This window comes from Campylobacter sp. LR264d, from assembly GCF_008633895.1.
Taxonomy (GTDB): domain Bacteria; phylum Campylobacterota; class Campylobacteria; order Campylobacterales; family Campylobacteraceae; genus Campylobacter_D.
In genome coordinates, this window is sequence record NZ_VJNT01000014.1 from 1 (window position 1) to 13,235 (window position 13,235).

Here is a 13,235-nt window from a genome sequence, read left to right on the forward strand (position 1 = left end):
ATGGAAATTTTCATGATTAATTTAATCAAGACCCTAGGGTCTTGATTTTATAATTTAAAGATTTTAATCTCTTTTTGCAAGTTATCGCTAATTTGTTTTAATTCTTGCATGGCGGCCTTATTTTCGCCAACATCTTTTTGAGTTTTTTGAGCAATATCGGCTATAACATTTATCTTTTCTTCAATATCCTTTGTAAGTTGTACCTGATTAACAACTGCCTTGCTAACTTCTTGTGCTTGCAATAAACTATCGCTTGCTTGGTCAAAAATCACCTCAACACTATCCCTAACGCCCTCGCTTAGCATTTTACCTTGGGCTACAAGAGGAATTGACTCTTCTATAATGCTAACTGTTGCGTTCGTTTCTTCTTGAATTTGCTTATTTATAATAGCTATTTGGTCAGTCGCACTACCTGTTTTTTCAGCTAGTTTTCTAATCTCATCAGCCACAACTGCAAAGCCACGACCAACCTCACCTGCCCTAGCTGCTTCAATTGCTGCATTAAGGGCTAGTAAATTTGTCTGGTCTGTTATCTCGCTAATTAAATCAGTACTTGTACCAATGTTTTTAGCATGTTCGTTAAGTGAAGAAATTTGCTGGGCTATGCGAGATGAATTTTCAGCGATTAACTCCATTTGAGCTGCTGTATCTTCTGCAGATTTTTTATTATCTTGACAAACATCGCTTGTGCTTTTAGAATTTTGTTCTGTTTCAATAGCACCCTTTGAGATAAACTGAGTAGCTTGAGAAATTTCATAAATTTTAGCCACTGATTCCTTTGAGGTCTGTGCTTGTTGGATAACGGATTTTTCTATATGATTAATCCTTTCTACGCCAGAATCCGCCTTTTGATTAAGCTCATTTGAGATAACTATCATCTTTTTAACAATACTTTTTAATTGTTCTTGCATTTTAAGCACAGCATAAAGTATGCTTTCTTTATAATCTGTGTGAATTTTTTGAGTTAAATTTCCATTGGCTACTTTTTTTATAATCGCATTTACCACGCTTGGTTCACCACCCACTGAATTTTTGATAAAGCGAACTATTAAGAATATAGTTATAATTGCAACAATTAAAGATATTAACACTATAAAAAGCATTACAAATTTAAAAGACTTGGTTTGCTGTAAGGCATTATCAGTTATTTTTTGATTAGCTAATTCTTCATAGTCAATAATCTTATTAATCTGTGCAAGCCATAAGATAAACTCACTCCTCGCCTTGTCTAAAAGCAAGCCAGTTGCACGATTTCTATCCATATCCTTGGTAATATCACTAAGAATTTCATTATAAATTTCTCTAGTTCTTTTATCGGTTTTATCGATATCATTAAGCATGGCTACGATTTCTTGATTAATCTCGCCCTCCTTTACCATTTGCATTAATACTTCATGTGCTCTTTCATAGTCACCCTCAAGCTTTTTAATTCCTTCAAGAGTCTTTGATAAATCGCTTTTATCGCGAATCAAAATAGCATCTCTTACTAAAATAGAGCGGTCATGCACACTACCTCTGTAATTAACAGCCTGCCTTTGTATCATAGCATTTATACCAGTTGCTGTTGTCAAACTATCATCTAAGAATCCTACCTTGAGTATCGCATAAAAAGCTATTATTAGCATAAACACTATTATAAGTAGAAAGCTTAAATAAAGTCTAGCACTAATTCCTAATTTCATTTTAAACTCCATATAAAGATAATTTTTAAACGACATTGTACCATTATATAAATAATAAAAAGTATTGTTTAGCAAATTTTTCTAAATTTTTTCGCAGGGTGTAATTTTATTTTTATACTCGATTAATTGCACATTATGCGAATTAAATTCAGGTATATAAGCAAGGCCACTTAGGGTTTGAACTACTATGCAAATGCTTTTATTTTTGTTGCTAAGCCTTATTACACATTTATCATTTAAGCTTAAATTCTTATCAAAGGCCGAGGTTGCGTTTTTTAAGGGCGAGTAAAGGTGATTAAACTCATCAAAGATAATCTTAGTTGAAGTCCCCGAACAAGCTGCCCTTAATTCAGCCTTTATAATGCCAAAATTTTTTTCTATGTTAAATCTTGAAGTCATTTTCATTCTATCGCTTTCAATTCTTGCGTCTAAAACTCCGCTTTGTCCATAATTCATAAGCTTATTAGGATTTAAAATATCCACTGCCATTTCCCTATCTACATTTACATTTATTTTTCCTAAATTTGCGTTGCCGTCTCCATTTTTATCTAAAAAAATAGAATAACTTAAATTTTGATTAGTGAAATTTGATTTATTAAAATAAAGTTGCCACCTGCTTTTATACCATTCATCACTAGCAACGCTTAAATTTTCTGGTCTAAAAGCACTTTGAAAAAGGGCTAAACTTCTTGTATATCTTAAATCATTTACTATTTGAAATGCCCCTTCATAAAGCCTATCTTTTTCAAAAAATATCTTTGAAAAAGATAGTAAAATTCCTAAAATACAAAGACTTAAACAAAGTTCAAGTAAGCTAAAGCTTTTTTTCATAGCTTAACACTTGATAAAGAATTTCATGCTTTCCAAGGCTTATTTTTATAGTTTTTTTATCATTTTGCAATAAAGTTTTATCATTGATTCTTCTTAGATAAAAATTAACGCTATCATCAATGCCATAAAATTTAAGCCTTTCTTGCAAGGTTGGGGCTACCCTAACAGCATTTACTCCTTGCTTTTTAAGTTCAATGCTTAGTTCTTTTGCAAGGTGGTAATTATAAGCAAAATGCCTTTGTGGGTTTGATATAAAGGCATAAAGTGCTTTATTTGCTACTATTGCTAGATAACAAATGGTTAAAAAAATCACAGCACATTCTATAAAAATTTTATATTTTAGTCTAAATTTAGGAAGTCTTACGCGATACGAGGCCATTAAAGTTTTTATAAGCAATGGGGTACAAATCACACAAAAGGGTAAAAAATCTTCTAAAAAAAGTCTTTGTCTAAGTGAAAGTACAAGGCAAAATATAAAAGTCACGCTCATTAAAAACCATAATAAATTTTTATCCTTTTTAAAGGCTAAGCGATAAATAACATAAAAAAAATATATAAAAACAAGGGGGGAAAAACAAGCAGCAAAAATGCCTAAGGTATCTAAAAAATGTCCACTTGGCTTACCTCCTGTTTCAAAGCCATAAAAGGCAAGATTAAAGGCAAAAAGCACTATGCTAACAAGGGTTAGAAAAGAATTTTTTTTATAAAGTGCAAAAAAGAAAAAGGTTAAAAATAAGATATTAAAGGAACTATCCACAAATAAAGAAAGTATCAAACATACATAAAATAGGTATTTTTTGCCATATTCATAAGCACAAAGTATAACTAAGGATAAAAAAAGTACAAAAGAGGCCTCATTTACTAACAAGGCACTTGCAATGGTACCTGGTAAAAGTATGAAAAGCAGTAAAGAAAAAAGGGCGTCAGTTTTAGTTTTTGTGTATTTTAAGGCTAAGATATAAAGTAAAATACAGCTTAAAAAATGAAAAAATAAAGAGGTAAATCTTAATCCAAAATCATTTTGACCAAATAAAAGGGTACCAAAATGGGCTAAGATTTTAAGCAAGGAAAAATCACCATAATAAATACTTGCTTCGTATTTACTTATGCTAAGTGTGCTTATACCATAGCTTAAAAAGATAAAATCAATGATTAATAATAAAAATATATACTTTAAATTAGCTATTTTTTTCATAGCCTTGATTTTACAAAAATAAGTTTAAAAACAAATTTTATAAAAATATGCAATCTTTAAAATTTATATTTAAGTTAAGCATATTAAGCACTATGCCTGTGCCAAAACCTACTAGGCAAATTTGACAATCCCACCACCATTATAAAGACTTAAATTTAAGGGGATATTGTTTATATCGTTATTGCCATAATGCTTAAAGATCTCGTTAAAGCATTTGTTTTTATCTAAATTTAAAAGTTATAATATCTTTGTATAAACAAAATTATTCGCACAGCTTATTAAAAAAGTGTCAATATTCTTTATATTTACTTCATCAAAAAAGCTATAAAAAAATTCTTTTAAGTTATCTTGTAAAAAATTAAAGATTAAATTATTATCCACTATCAAACAATCATCGCCCTTTTTATAAGCACTTAGTGGCAGGGTTTCTTTAAGGGCTAGTTTAGAAAAAAGTTCTTGTTTAAAAAAACATGGTTTTTTATCCTTATCCTTAGTAATTAAAATAGCACTTGCACTATCGCTAGTGCTTGCATAGATGATTTTATACTTTAATTTTTTGGATTTTGTGTTATATAAGATTAAGTATATATTATTAATATCTTTATTTTCAAGTGCTAAAAAGACTTGAAATAAACTAGCATTAAAGCCCCAGCAATACATATTTATATCAAAACATAGGGTTTTTTACTTAAATTTAAATTGTTATGTACTATGCAAGATACCCCGGGTGCTAAAAAATCAGGGGTATGTCCTATAAAATAAATAAGGTCTAAGTCTTCTTTAACCCCACTTTGAAGTATTTTTTAAAGGGCTTTCGTGGCTAAATCACTAGCAAATTTTTACTTATAATGCTTATTAATGCCTAAATTTTATTTTGCAAGTTTTATTTTAAGTTCGTTAAATTCACCTTTTAACTCGTCTTCAAAGCCAATACAATCTTGTCCAAGTACATTTGCTATAATTTTTATCTTATGGTTATTTACTTTCATTTCATTCCTTCAATAAAAAATTTTCATCCCTTTTCATCATCTCATAAAAAGTATCGTAATATTTTTTAGTATCTATTAAAGTGATATTTGCATTTGCTACATTTTTAGTATTAAAATTATTACTTTGTTTTAATAGTTTTAATACCTTATCTATATCAAGTTCTGATTTTTCATTTAATTTTCTTACATAATACTTTATGCTTTTTTGCCTTTTATTACCCATTTCATCTATGAAATTTCCGTTAAATTCTTTAAAATATCTGTAAGATACGAGGGCCTCTTCTTCTATAAAATGCGTAAAGGTATAACCTAATTTTTGATTACCAAAGATTAAAAGCTTACCTTTTTCATCCTTTAAAACATCATAAACGCTACCCTTTTCAAAGCAGCTTTTACAATCCTTTTTTAAAAGTTCAGCCTTAGCCCCACTTATAGCAAAAGAAAATATAGGGTCATTTGTCCTATAAACGCCATTTTGTTTTCTGTAATGTTCGGTTAAAATTCCCATAGTACTTCTTGAATTAAGTTTGTCAAAGTCTAAATTTTTACAAAAACTATAGGTAAAGGTTGGCATGATAAGGGTGCCATTTTTGCCTAAGATATCTTTAAAAATTTCAATAATCTTATTTAAAAAATCCTCTTTTTTAAGCAAGGGCATACCAAAGGAAAAAATTTCAGTATGAACGCAAAGCATATCACCTTTACTAAGCCCTATTTCTTCTAAGCTTAATAATAAATCCTTGCTATAAAGTATCTTTTCTTTATACTTAATCAAAGCCTCATTAATCACTCATAGCCTTTTCAATCATTGCTTTAATGCTTTGAAAACTCTCAAAATTATTTGCCTCGATAAATTCAGCCTTTAATGGCTTTTTAAAATGCTTTTCAATGGCATTTACAAGGCCCATAATATCAAGTGAGTCAATAATGCCTTCGCTAAGCAGGTTAGTAGCATTTTCATCTATATCATCTCTTTGAATTTCTTTGAAAAATTCTTTAATTAATTGCATGTTTTCTCCTTTGTAATTGAAATTTTCATATCATCACTTAAATGTAAAATCAAGCTTTTTTCGTTTAGTTCGTAAAAAAGCACCTCGTATTCTTTTTCAAAAAGTTTTATCTTTGCATAAGGCAGACTTCTTTGAAAACCCATATTCATAGCCCTTAAAAATGATGAAATTTTTTCCTTACTCCAAGAAAGTTTTAAAAAGCCATCATTTGGTATATCTTTAAATTTGTGCCAACCCCCCCCCATTTCTTGTTTAAAGCACGAGTTATTTTTAAAATTTGTTAAGGCCTTTGAAAAAGTGTTTATAGCTAGGTTATGTTGTAAATTTAAAAGCTTTAAGCTTGTTATTTGCTTATCTAAAATAATTTCGCCTTGTGCTAAAATATCGCCTGTGTCTATATTGCAATCTACCTTATGCCAAGTAATGCCACTTTTTTCATCATTATCAAAGATACAAAAAACATGGGCGTTTACCCCCTTGTGTTTTGGTAAAAGTGAGTTATGATAATTTATAATAGAATTATTTAAAACGCATTCTTTTTTAAAGATATAAAAGCTATTTGCTGAAACTATAAAGCAGTTTTTAAGACCATTAAAAAACTTATTAAAATACTTGAAATTTTCTTTTTTGCTTTCTATATAATCTATCTTTGTTTTAAAAAACTCACTGGCTATTTCTTGACATTTTTTGGCAACTCTTCCTTGACCTAATATTATAATTTTTTCAAAATTCATTAAAATTCCTATAAAATGCTAAATTTATATTGGTATTTATAAAATTACTTCTTTTATAAAAATTAATGGCTTTTTCATTTGTATCATCCACAAAAAGCTTAAAATTTAGCACTTCTTTATTAAGATTTATAAAATCACAAAGCAGGGCAAAACTTGCCTTTTTATTCTTTAAATTTTTGCTAACAGCTATAAAGTCTAAGAAAACGCTATTTAAATGTTTGCTAAAAATTAAAGCTCCTTTTATAAGCTTATCTTCTGTGTAAATTAAAATCTCATTTTGCAAAATCTTTTCTTTCAACTCTTCTTCACTAAAATAAAAAAGATACTCAAGGCTAAAAAATTCCCCTAAAAAAGCCTTTATTTCTGCTACTTGATTAAGCTCTGCAAAGCTTGTCATGTTAAAATTTGGTATGGTTATTTTTTCATTTTTTAAAATCATTTGCGTAAAATTTCTAAAATTTGAAAAATTATTAATTTGTAAAAATTCCTTAAATTTATCAAAGGCCTTATTTTTAGCTAAAAGCTTTAAGTGCGTGTTTTTGAGCTTGAATTTTTTATTTTCATTTATAAAAAAGTACATTAAATTTAAATTTTTTTCATAGATAAAAAAATTATTACCTTCTTTTTGAATGCTAAAATTTTGAGATTTTAAACTTGCCAAACTTTCATAAAAATTACTAAGTAAAAAGCCCTTTTCAAAGGTGCTTAAAAGCTCATCAAACAAGCTCATTTAACGCCTTTTTATCAATCTTTGAATTTGCATTTAAGCTAAATTTTTCTACCCTTATAAATTGCCTTGGTATCATATAAATTGGCAATTTATCCCTTAAAAAGTCTTTTAAATTTAGCTCTTTACTACTTTCATAAAAGCCATAAATGCAATCATTTTTAAAGATACAAGCACTATTTTTTATATCATGGTGAGAACTTAGCATTATTTCTATTTCTCCAAGTTCTATTCTATGGCCCATAAATTTAATTTGAAAATCCTTTCTACCATAGCATAAAAGCTCGCCCCTTTCATTGTAAGCTACTATATCTCCTGTCTTATAGCAAAGGTCTAAAAAATTATTATGCAGTGGATTTTGTATAAAGGCTTCTTTGCTCCTTTTTTCATCATTATAATAACCAAGCGATAAACTAGTCCCCCTTACAAGTAACTCGCCCTTAACAAAAGGCTTTATAATTAGCTTATAATCTTCATCAAAAACTAAAAGCTCTACATTTTTACAAGCCTTACCTATAGGTAAAAGCTCATCATCCTTAAATTCTCTATCTACTACATAGTAACAGCAAATATCAGTTAACTCGGTAGGTCCGTATAAATTTGCAAAAAGGGTTCTTGGTAAGAATTTTCGCCAAATATTAAGCTGTTTATTAGGCATAATTTCAGCAGCAAATAATACTCTTTTTAATGATTTTAACTTAAAATAATTTAGGGCATTTGTATTTGCAAAATAAATAAGCACGGAAGGCACCCAAAAAATAGTACTTATCCTTTTATCTTCTATGTATTGTAAAATTTTATTAGGAAAGGCAAATAAAGAAGTTGGCACTATATGAAGACAAGCTCCCATTTTAATGCTTGAAAAAATATCTAGTATAGAGTTATCAAAATAAAAAGGGGATTGATTTAAAAAGCTATCTTTTTTGCTAATCTTAAAGGTTTCACACACCCAAAAGGTATAGTCTATAACGCTTTTATGAGCTATACTAACGCCCTTTGGAATGCCTGTGCTTCCACTTGTAAAAAAGACATATAATAAATTTGTATCAATATGCCTTTGTTTTGCTAGTTTTAAGCCCTCTTCGTTTATATCATAGTCTTTAAAATCTTGCGTAAAGATAGTTGGTAAATCAAAGCTATAAGGAAAGTCTTTAAAGGTTATTAAAAGCTTAGGTTTTAAAATTTCAATAACTTGTTCTATCCTTTGTTTAGGGGTCTTTTCATCTAAAAGCGTATAAAAATTTCCACTCTTTACAACGCCAAAAAAGCTAAGCAAACAATCAATGCCCTTTGGTAAGATTATCAATACCCCTCTTTGAAAATCACAATTTATTATATCTATAATCTTACTAGCTACTTTTTTGCTTGTCTCATTAAAGTCCTTATAACTTATGCTTTTATCTAGTTCTTCAAAGGCTATTTTATTTGGAAATTTCTTAACTGATTTTTCTAAAAAGTCATTAACATTAGTTATCATTTTTTACCCTTTTTATAAGTTTAAATTTTAATAAATTTTCTATTATGTCTTTTAGCTCGAAAGCCTTGATATCAAGGATATTGGCTATATCGATTATGTCCTTTTTACCATCACAAAAGGCTAAAAAACTTGCAATTGGTGGAGGGGTATTTTTAACATTTATGGTATGATAGAGTCCTCTTTTTCCTAAATTTGGTTCGCAAATGGTTGTGGCCTTGTAGGTTTCATTTAATTCTAAGCTTAAAATTATTTCTTGCATAGCCTCTAAGGATCCATTTAGACCATCAACACTTATAAAATCAAGATTATCTAAGCTTGTGTGATATTCTTTGTATTCTGCGTACTTAGAACGACAAATTCCAACTACATTTAGATTTACTAAAGGATTATTATATTGTCTTTCATCACTTCCTCTATATAAAAAGCTGTACTGCTTAAAATTTGGCTTATCTTTTAAAATATGCAAGGCTACCTTATCACTTAATGAGTTAGAATTTGGAGTATTAATCAAAGAATAAGCTAAATTATCTCCAACGCAAGATAGCACAAAACCGGCCTTAACATATCTTTGTAAGTGATTTAAATTCTTACTTAAATAGCAAATTGAACCTATGGTTTCAGGTATAAAAACAAAACGATAATTATATTTTCTTTTTTTCAAGCTTTTAAGCCATTTAAAAAGACCTGCCGAGACACAAGGACCACTTAACTCGTTATTTGCCATTGAAGGATGGCATAAATAAGTAGATATTAAAATTTCATTTTTATTTTTAGTAGTTGATTTTATAAGACTATCTGCAAAATGCAAATTCCCTTTTTCATTAAAATTTGAGTCAATAAAAAGCTTATAAATTCCTTTTTTTAATTTTAATCTTTGATTATGAGTAAGGCAAAAGCCAAAACGTCTTTTATAATAGCTTGTTACATAAGGAATGGCATCTGGCATATTTGGCAAAGAATATAAATAATTTTGAAGCTCATCAAGGCTAAGGCTTAAATTCACAGGGCAAGAATAGTTTAAAATATGTAAATTATTCTCTTTAAAATCACAAATTTTTTTATTATCAGGACTTAAAATATAAGCATCTTTTATATTCCATTCAGGTGGCACGACCCAATCAAACACCTTAGTACCACTTTTTACAGAGTGAATTTTTAAGCTACTTTCTCCCATAAACTCATCAATGATTTTCAGGCTTTGTAAAAAGCCATCACCAGTGATAGAACGACAAATTGGAAAAAGCTTTTTTGCTAATTCAAACACCTAAAACCTTATGATTTAAAATTGCTAAAAGTAGTCTTTTTGCGAAAAAAATTGTATAGAAAAAAAAAAAAAACGCAAGATTGAATTTAATAAAAATTTAAGTTAGTGATTTTTGCTGTTTATGATAAAAAATTTAAATTTTTAAAAACGTGATTAATGATAGAAGATTTAAACTTTAAAGTGATTTTTTGAAAATTTTCGCCTTGCGTTTTTTTTTGTATATAATTTCATCGCAACTATGAAAGAAGCTCCCCTGCTTAAAAATACTAGTCCCCCTACATATAGTAGGGTGGCTTTTTATAGTTAGCAATAATCCTTTTTGCACTCTTTTAAAAGCTTAAAAAGATTATCCCTAACATAAATAGCATCTTGCAAACTCATTTCTTGGTGGCAAGGAATGCTAAGTTCTGCCTTATAAAAATTATCTGCATTTTCAAGGAAAATTTCGCCCATTTTCTTTTTATAAAAGCCAAATTCATAGGTTGGCTTATAATGGACTTGTACGCCTATGTTTAAGTCAAGTAGCTTAGCAAAAAGCGTTTCTTTTAAGCAATAAAACTCAGGAAAAAGTAAGATAGGATACAAATGCCTAGAACTTTTTTTATATTCTTTAATCTTAATTGTGGAAAAATAAGGATTTTTCTCAAATTCCTTATCGTAAAATTTAGCTATTTCTTCTCTTTTTTCTAAATTTTTATCTAGCTTTTTAAGTTGGTTTATACCCAATGCACAAGCTACATCACTTAACCTATAATTATAGCCAAGTTCTATCATATCGCTATCATAAAGCTTTTTTTTAACTATGCCATGACTTCTTAAAAGCCTTACTTTTTTAATTAATTCTTCATCATCGCTTAAAACTGCCCCACCTTCAAAGGTAGTAATAGGCTTAACAGGATGAAAAGAAAAAACGCTTAAATTCGCCATTTTTCCCACCTTTTCATCCTTAAACATAGCCCCTAAGGCATGACTAGCATCATCAAGCAAAGGGATTTTATAATCCTTACTAAGCTTTGAAATTTTATCTATCTCAACGCTATTTCCAGCATAATCTACAACGCAAATCGCCCCTATATTTTGAGAACTTATCCTAAGCCTTTCTTCAAGCTTTTTTTCATCTATGTTTCCATCGCTTTTTATGTCTATAAATTCTACACTTGCCCCTGCCATTAAAGTAGCATTTGCAGTAGCTACAAAGCTAATAGGAGTACTAAGCACTATTTTATCCTTAACATTTAAGGCTAAAAATGCTAAGTGAAGTGCTGAGGTGGCCGAATTTACCACACAAGCATACTTAACCCCAACATAACTTGCCAAGGCTTCTTCAAATTCATCTACCTTTTTTCCACCCGTTAAAATATCACTTTTCAAGCTATCAATTACGATTTGAATGTCGTTTTCATCTATGTTTTGGTGAGAATAGCTAAGCATTAAAAAGCCCCTGTGTGTTCTATTATGTCTAAAAGTTCTTCTTTACTGGCCCAGGATGGGTTATTATCAGAACTATAAGAAAAGCCATCCCTAACCTTTTTTCCAATCTCGCCCTTTGCATTTTTACTAAAATCTACATCAATATTTGTAAAACTTATACTAGGACTTATAATATAATATTTTTCAAATTCATATGTTAAATGACTATCATCGCTCGAAATCATTATCTCGTGTAATTTTTCACCAGGTCTTATGCCTATAATCCTTATATCTAAATTTGAATCAAGGGCTTTAGCTAAATCTGTTATTTTCATTGAAGGAATTTTTGGGATAAAAATTTCACCCCCATGCATTCTTTCAAAATTGCTTAAAACAAATTTTACGCCTTCTTCTAAGGATATCCAAAATCTAGTCATTCTTTCATCAGTAATTGGCAAGGATTTTTCACCCTTAGCTATTAATTTTTTAAAAAAGGGTACAACAGAACCCCTTGAACCTACCACATTTCCATATCTTGTAACGCTAAATCTTGTTTTTTTGCTACCTGCTATATTATTTGCTGCGACAAAAAGCTTATCACTGGCTAATTTTGTAGCCCCATATAAATTCACAGGATTGCAAGCCTTATCAGTAGATAGAGCTATGCATTTTAAGACATTATTTGCTAAACAAGCATCGATTACATTTTGAGCCCCGTTAATATTTGTCTTAATGCACTCCATAGGATTATACTCAGCAATTGGTACATGTTTAATGGCTGCTGCATGTATCACAAAATCCACATCTCTCATAGCAGTTATTAACCTATCTTTATCCCTAACATCACCTATAAAATAACGCATACAATGGGCATTAAACACTGACGCCATTTCAAACTGCTTTAACTCGTCTCTTGAATAAATAATAATCTTATTTGGCTTATAATTTTGAAGTAAAATTTTTGTATAAGTCTTACCAAAAGAACCGGTCCCACCCGTGATTAAAATGTTTTTACCATTAAACATAATTATCCTTTATTGACTCAAATTTTCATCTAAAAAAAGAGGCTTAGAAATTGGCATGTGTGCACCAACTACAGGTATTTTATTTTTTTTAAAATAGTCTAAAAAATACGCCCTATTCTTAGCTGCCTGGGTTTTATTATTATCATAAACCACGTTTATATTTGGACTTTTACTTTGTATATCATAAAAATGCACTAAATCGCCCATAAAAACTAACTCCTCGCCTGATTCGCTTTTAATGGATATTAAATTGTGCCCCGGGGTATGCCCATAAGCTTTTATAGCGAAAAGCTTTATATCATCATCAAGCATAGGAAATCTTTCTTTAAAAAAATGCACCTTACTAAAAGCATTTAAGGCCTTTTTTGTGTTTTCATTTGTGGAATTTAACCAAAAATTTAACTCATTTTCATCTATGAAAAGCTGGGCGTTTACAAAGTTATTTTGGCCTTCTTTATCTAAAATTCCACCTACGTGGTCGGGGTGTGCATGAGTTAAAATAAGATGAGTAATATCGCTAAAATCAATGCCAATATTGTTTAATTCAAGCTTTAATTTTGCTTGATTGTGTGGAAAGCCTGTGTCTATTAATATATTAAAATTTTTAGTTTTAATAAAGATTATATTTAATTGATTTGGCTTTAAATTTGAAAAAGTAGAAATGAAATTTTTTTCTTCGTTGTTATTTGATACTAATTTTGTAGTATCAAGCTTACTTTCTTGCAAGGATATCACATACACACTAGCCCCTTGCATTTGCGTAAAATAATTTTTATTTAAATCATTTGCAAACAAAACACTTAAAAAGCTAAGCAAAGATAAAAGAATTCTCATTTTTTGTCCTTTATAAAAATTTAGTTATTGTAATATTTTTTAAATTTAATTTCAATA

At 29.4% G+C, this 13,235-nt stretch carries 13 protein-coding genes; all 13 read right to left on the reverse strand.

Annotated elements, in window-relative coordinates:
• Positions 1-47: 47 nt before the first annotated feature.
• The 13 genes from FMM56_RS03560 to FMM56_RS03620 all read right to left on the reverse strand — a co-directional run bounded on the left by FMM56_RS03560 (position 48) and on the right by FMM56_RS03620 (position 13,178).
• The gene (locus tag FMM56_RS03560; protein WP_411675404.1) at positions 48-1,718 is read right to left on the reverse strand and encodes a methyl-accepting chemotaxis protein; all 1,671 of its coding nucleotides are present in this window, start codon (positions 1,716-1,718) and stop codon (positions 48-50) included.
• Between the two features lie 45 nt (positions 1,719-1,763).
• Positions 1,764-2,513, reverse strand: coding sequence for a prepilin-type cleavage/methylation domain-containing protein (locus FMM56_RS03565; protein WP_150151305.1), 750 nt, complete (start codon positions 2,511-2,513; stop codon positions 1,764-1,766).
• Positions 2,497-3,708 carry a glycosyltransferase family 39 protein gene (locus FMM56_RS03570; protein ID WP_150206396.1) on the reverse strand — a complete coding sequence of 404 codons (1,212 nt, stop codon included), beginning with the start codon at positions 3,706-3,708 and terminating at the stop codon, positions 2,497-2,499. Before FMM56_RS03570 ends, FMM56_RS03565 begins: the two co-directional genes overlap by 17 nt.
• Positions 3,709-3,945: 237 nt before the next feature.
• Positions 3,946-4,368 carry a hypothetical protein gene (locus FMM56_RS03575; protein ID WP_150206399.1) on the reverse strand — a complete coding sequence of 141 codons (423 nt, stop codon included), beginning with the start codon at positions 4,366-4,368 and terminating at the stop codon, positions 3,946-3,948.
• Positions 4,369-4,698: 330 nt separating this feature from the next.
• The gene (locus FMM56_RS03580) at positions 4,699-5,487 is read right to left on the reverse strand and encodes an AAC(3) family N-acetyltransferase (protein ID WP_223810432.1); all 789 of its coding nucleotides are present in this window, start codon (positions 5,485-5,487) and stop codon (positions 4,699-4,701) included.
• Positions 5,480-5,707, reverse strand: coding sequence for an acyl carrier protein (locus FMM56_RS03585; protein WP_150151311.1), 228 nt, complete (start codon positions 5,705-5,707; stop codon positions 5,480-5,482). The genes FMM56_RS03580 and FMM56_RS03585 overlap by 8 nt, the downstream gene beginning before the upstream one ends.
• Complete coding sequence (locus FMM56_RS03590) at positions 5,698-6,441, reverse strand: formyltransferase family protein (RefSeq protein ID WP_150207821.1); 744 nt, start codon at positions 6,439-6,441, stop codon at positions 5,698-5,700. The genes FMM56_RS03585 and FMM56_RS03590 overlap by 10 nt, the downstream gene beginning before the upstream one ends.
• Positions 6,431-7,171 carry a GNAT family N-acetyltransferase gene (locus tag FMM56_RS03595; RefSeq protein ID WP_150180328.1) on the reverse strand — a complete coding sequence of 247 codons (741 nt, stop codon included), beginning with the start codon at positions 7,169-7,171 and terminating at the stop codon, positions 6,431-6,433. The genes FMM56_RS03590 and FMM56_RS03595 overlap by 11 nt, the downstream gene beginning before the upstream one ends.
• On the reverse strand, positions 7,158-8,645 hold the full coding sequence (locus FMM56_RS03600; protein ID WP_150207824.1) for an AMP-binding protein: 1,488 nt from the start codon (positions 8,643-8,645) through the stop codon (positions 7,158-7,160). Before FMM56_RS03600 ends, FMM56_RS03595 begins: the two co-directional genes overlap by 14 nt.
• Positions 8,635-9,909, reverse strand: coding sequence for a DUF4910 domain-containing protein (locus FMM56_RS03605; RefSeq protein ID WP_223811463.1), 1,275 nt, complete (start codon positions 9,907-9,909; stop codon positions 8,635-8,637). Before FMM56_RS03605 ends, FMM56_RS03600 begins: the two co-directional genes overlap by 11 nt.
• 303 nt (positions 9,910-10,212) lie before the next feature.
• Complete coding sequence (gene pseC, locus FMM56_RS03610; RefSeq protein WP_150152087.1) at positions 10,213-11,340, reverse strand: UDP-4-amino-4,6-dideoxy-N-acetyl-beta-L-altrosamine transaminase; 1,128 nt, start codon at positions 11,338-11,340, stop codon at positions 10,213-10,215.
• The gene (gene pseB, locus FMM56_RS03615; RefSeq protein ID WP_150139697.1) at positions 11,340-12,344 is read right to left on the reverse strand and encodes a UDP-N-acetylglucosamine 4,6-dehydratase (inverting); all 1,005 of its coding nucleotides are present in this window, start codon (positions 12,342-12,344) and stop codon (positions 11,340-11,342) included. The genes pseC and pseB overlap by 1 nt, the downstream gene beginning before the upstream one ends.
• Before the next feature lie 9 nt (positions 12,345-12,353).
• Positions 12,354-13,178 carry an MBL fold metallo-hydrolase gene (locus tag FMM56_RS03620; protein ID WP_150207826.1) on the reverse strand — a complete coding sequence of 275 codons (825 nt, stop codon included), beginning with the start codon at positions 13,176-13,178 and terminating at the stop codon, positions 12,354-12,356.
• Positions 13,179-13,235 lie beyond the last annotated feature (57 nt).

What these genes read in the sequence shown, in the direction of transcription:
- FMM56_RS03560 (WP_411675404.1), bottom strand. Translation starts at nt 1,718, where the DNA reads ATGTCGTTTAAAAATTATCTTTATATGGAGTTTAAAATGAAATTAGGA.
- FMM56_RS03565 (WP_150151305.1), bottom strand. Translation starts at nt 2,513, where the DNA reads ATGAAAAAAAGCTTTAGCTTACTTGAACTTTGTTTAAGTCTTTGTATT.
- FMM56_RS03570 (WP_150206396.1), bottom strand. Translation starts at nt 3,708, where the DNA reads ATGAAAAAAATAGCTAATTTAAAGTATATATTTTTATTATTAATCATT.
- FMM56_RS03575 (WP_150206399.1), bottom strand. Translation starts at nt 4,368, where the DNA reads ATGTATTGCTGGGGCTTTAATGCTAGTTTATTTCAAGTCTTTTTAGCA.
- FMM56_RS03585 (WP_150151311.1), bottom strand. Translation starts at nt 5,707, where the DNA reads ATGCAATTAATTAAAGAATTTTTCAAAGAAATTCAAAGAGATGATATA.
- FMM56_RS03590 (WP_150207821.1), bottom strand. Translation starts at nt 6,441, where the DNA reads ATGAATTTTGAAAAAATTATAATATTAGGTCAAGGAAGAGTTGCCAAA.
- FMM56_RS03595 (WP_150180328.1), bottom strand. Translation starts at nt 7,171, where the DNA reads ATGAGCTTGTTTGATGAGCTTTTAAGCACCTTTGAAAAGGGCTTTTTA.
- FMM56_RS03600 (WP_150207824.1), bottom strand. Translation starts at nt 8,645, where the DNA reads ATGATAACTAATGTTAATGACTTTTTAGAAAAATCAGTTAAGAAATTT.
- pseC (WP_150152087.1), bottom strand. Translation starts at nt 11,340, where the DNA reads ATGCTTAGCTATTCTCACCAAAACATAGATGAAAACGACATTCAAATC.
- pseB (WP_150139697.1), bottom strand. Translation starts at nt 12,344, where the DNA reads ATGTTTAATGGTAAAAACATTTTAATCACGGGTGGGACCGGTTCTTTT.
- FMM56_RS03620 (WP_150207826.1), bottom strand. Translation starts at nt 13,178, where the DNA reads ATGAGAATTCTTTTATCTTTGCTTAGCTTTTTAAGTGTTTTGTTTGCA.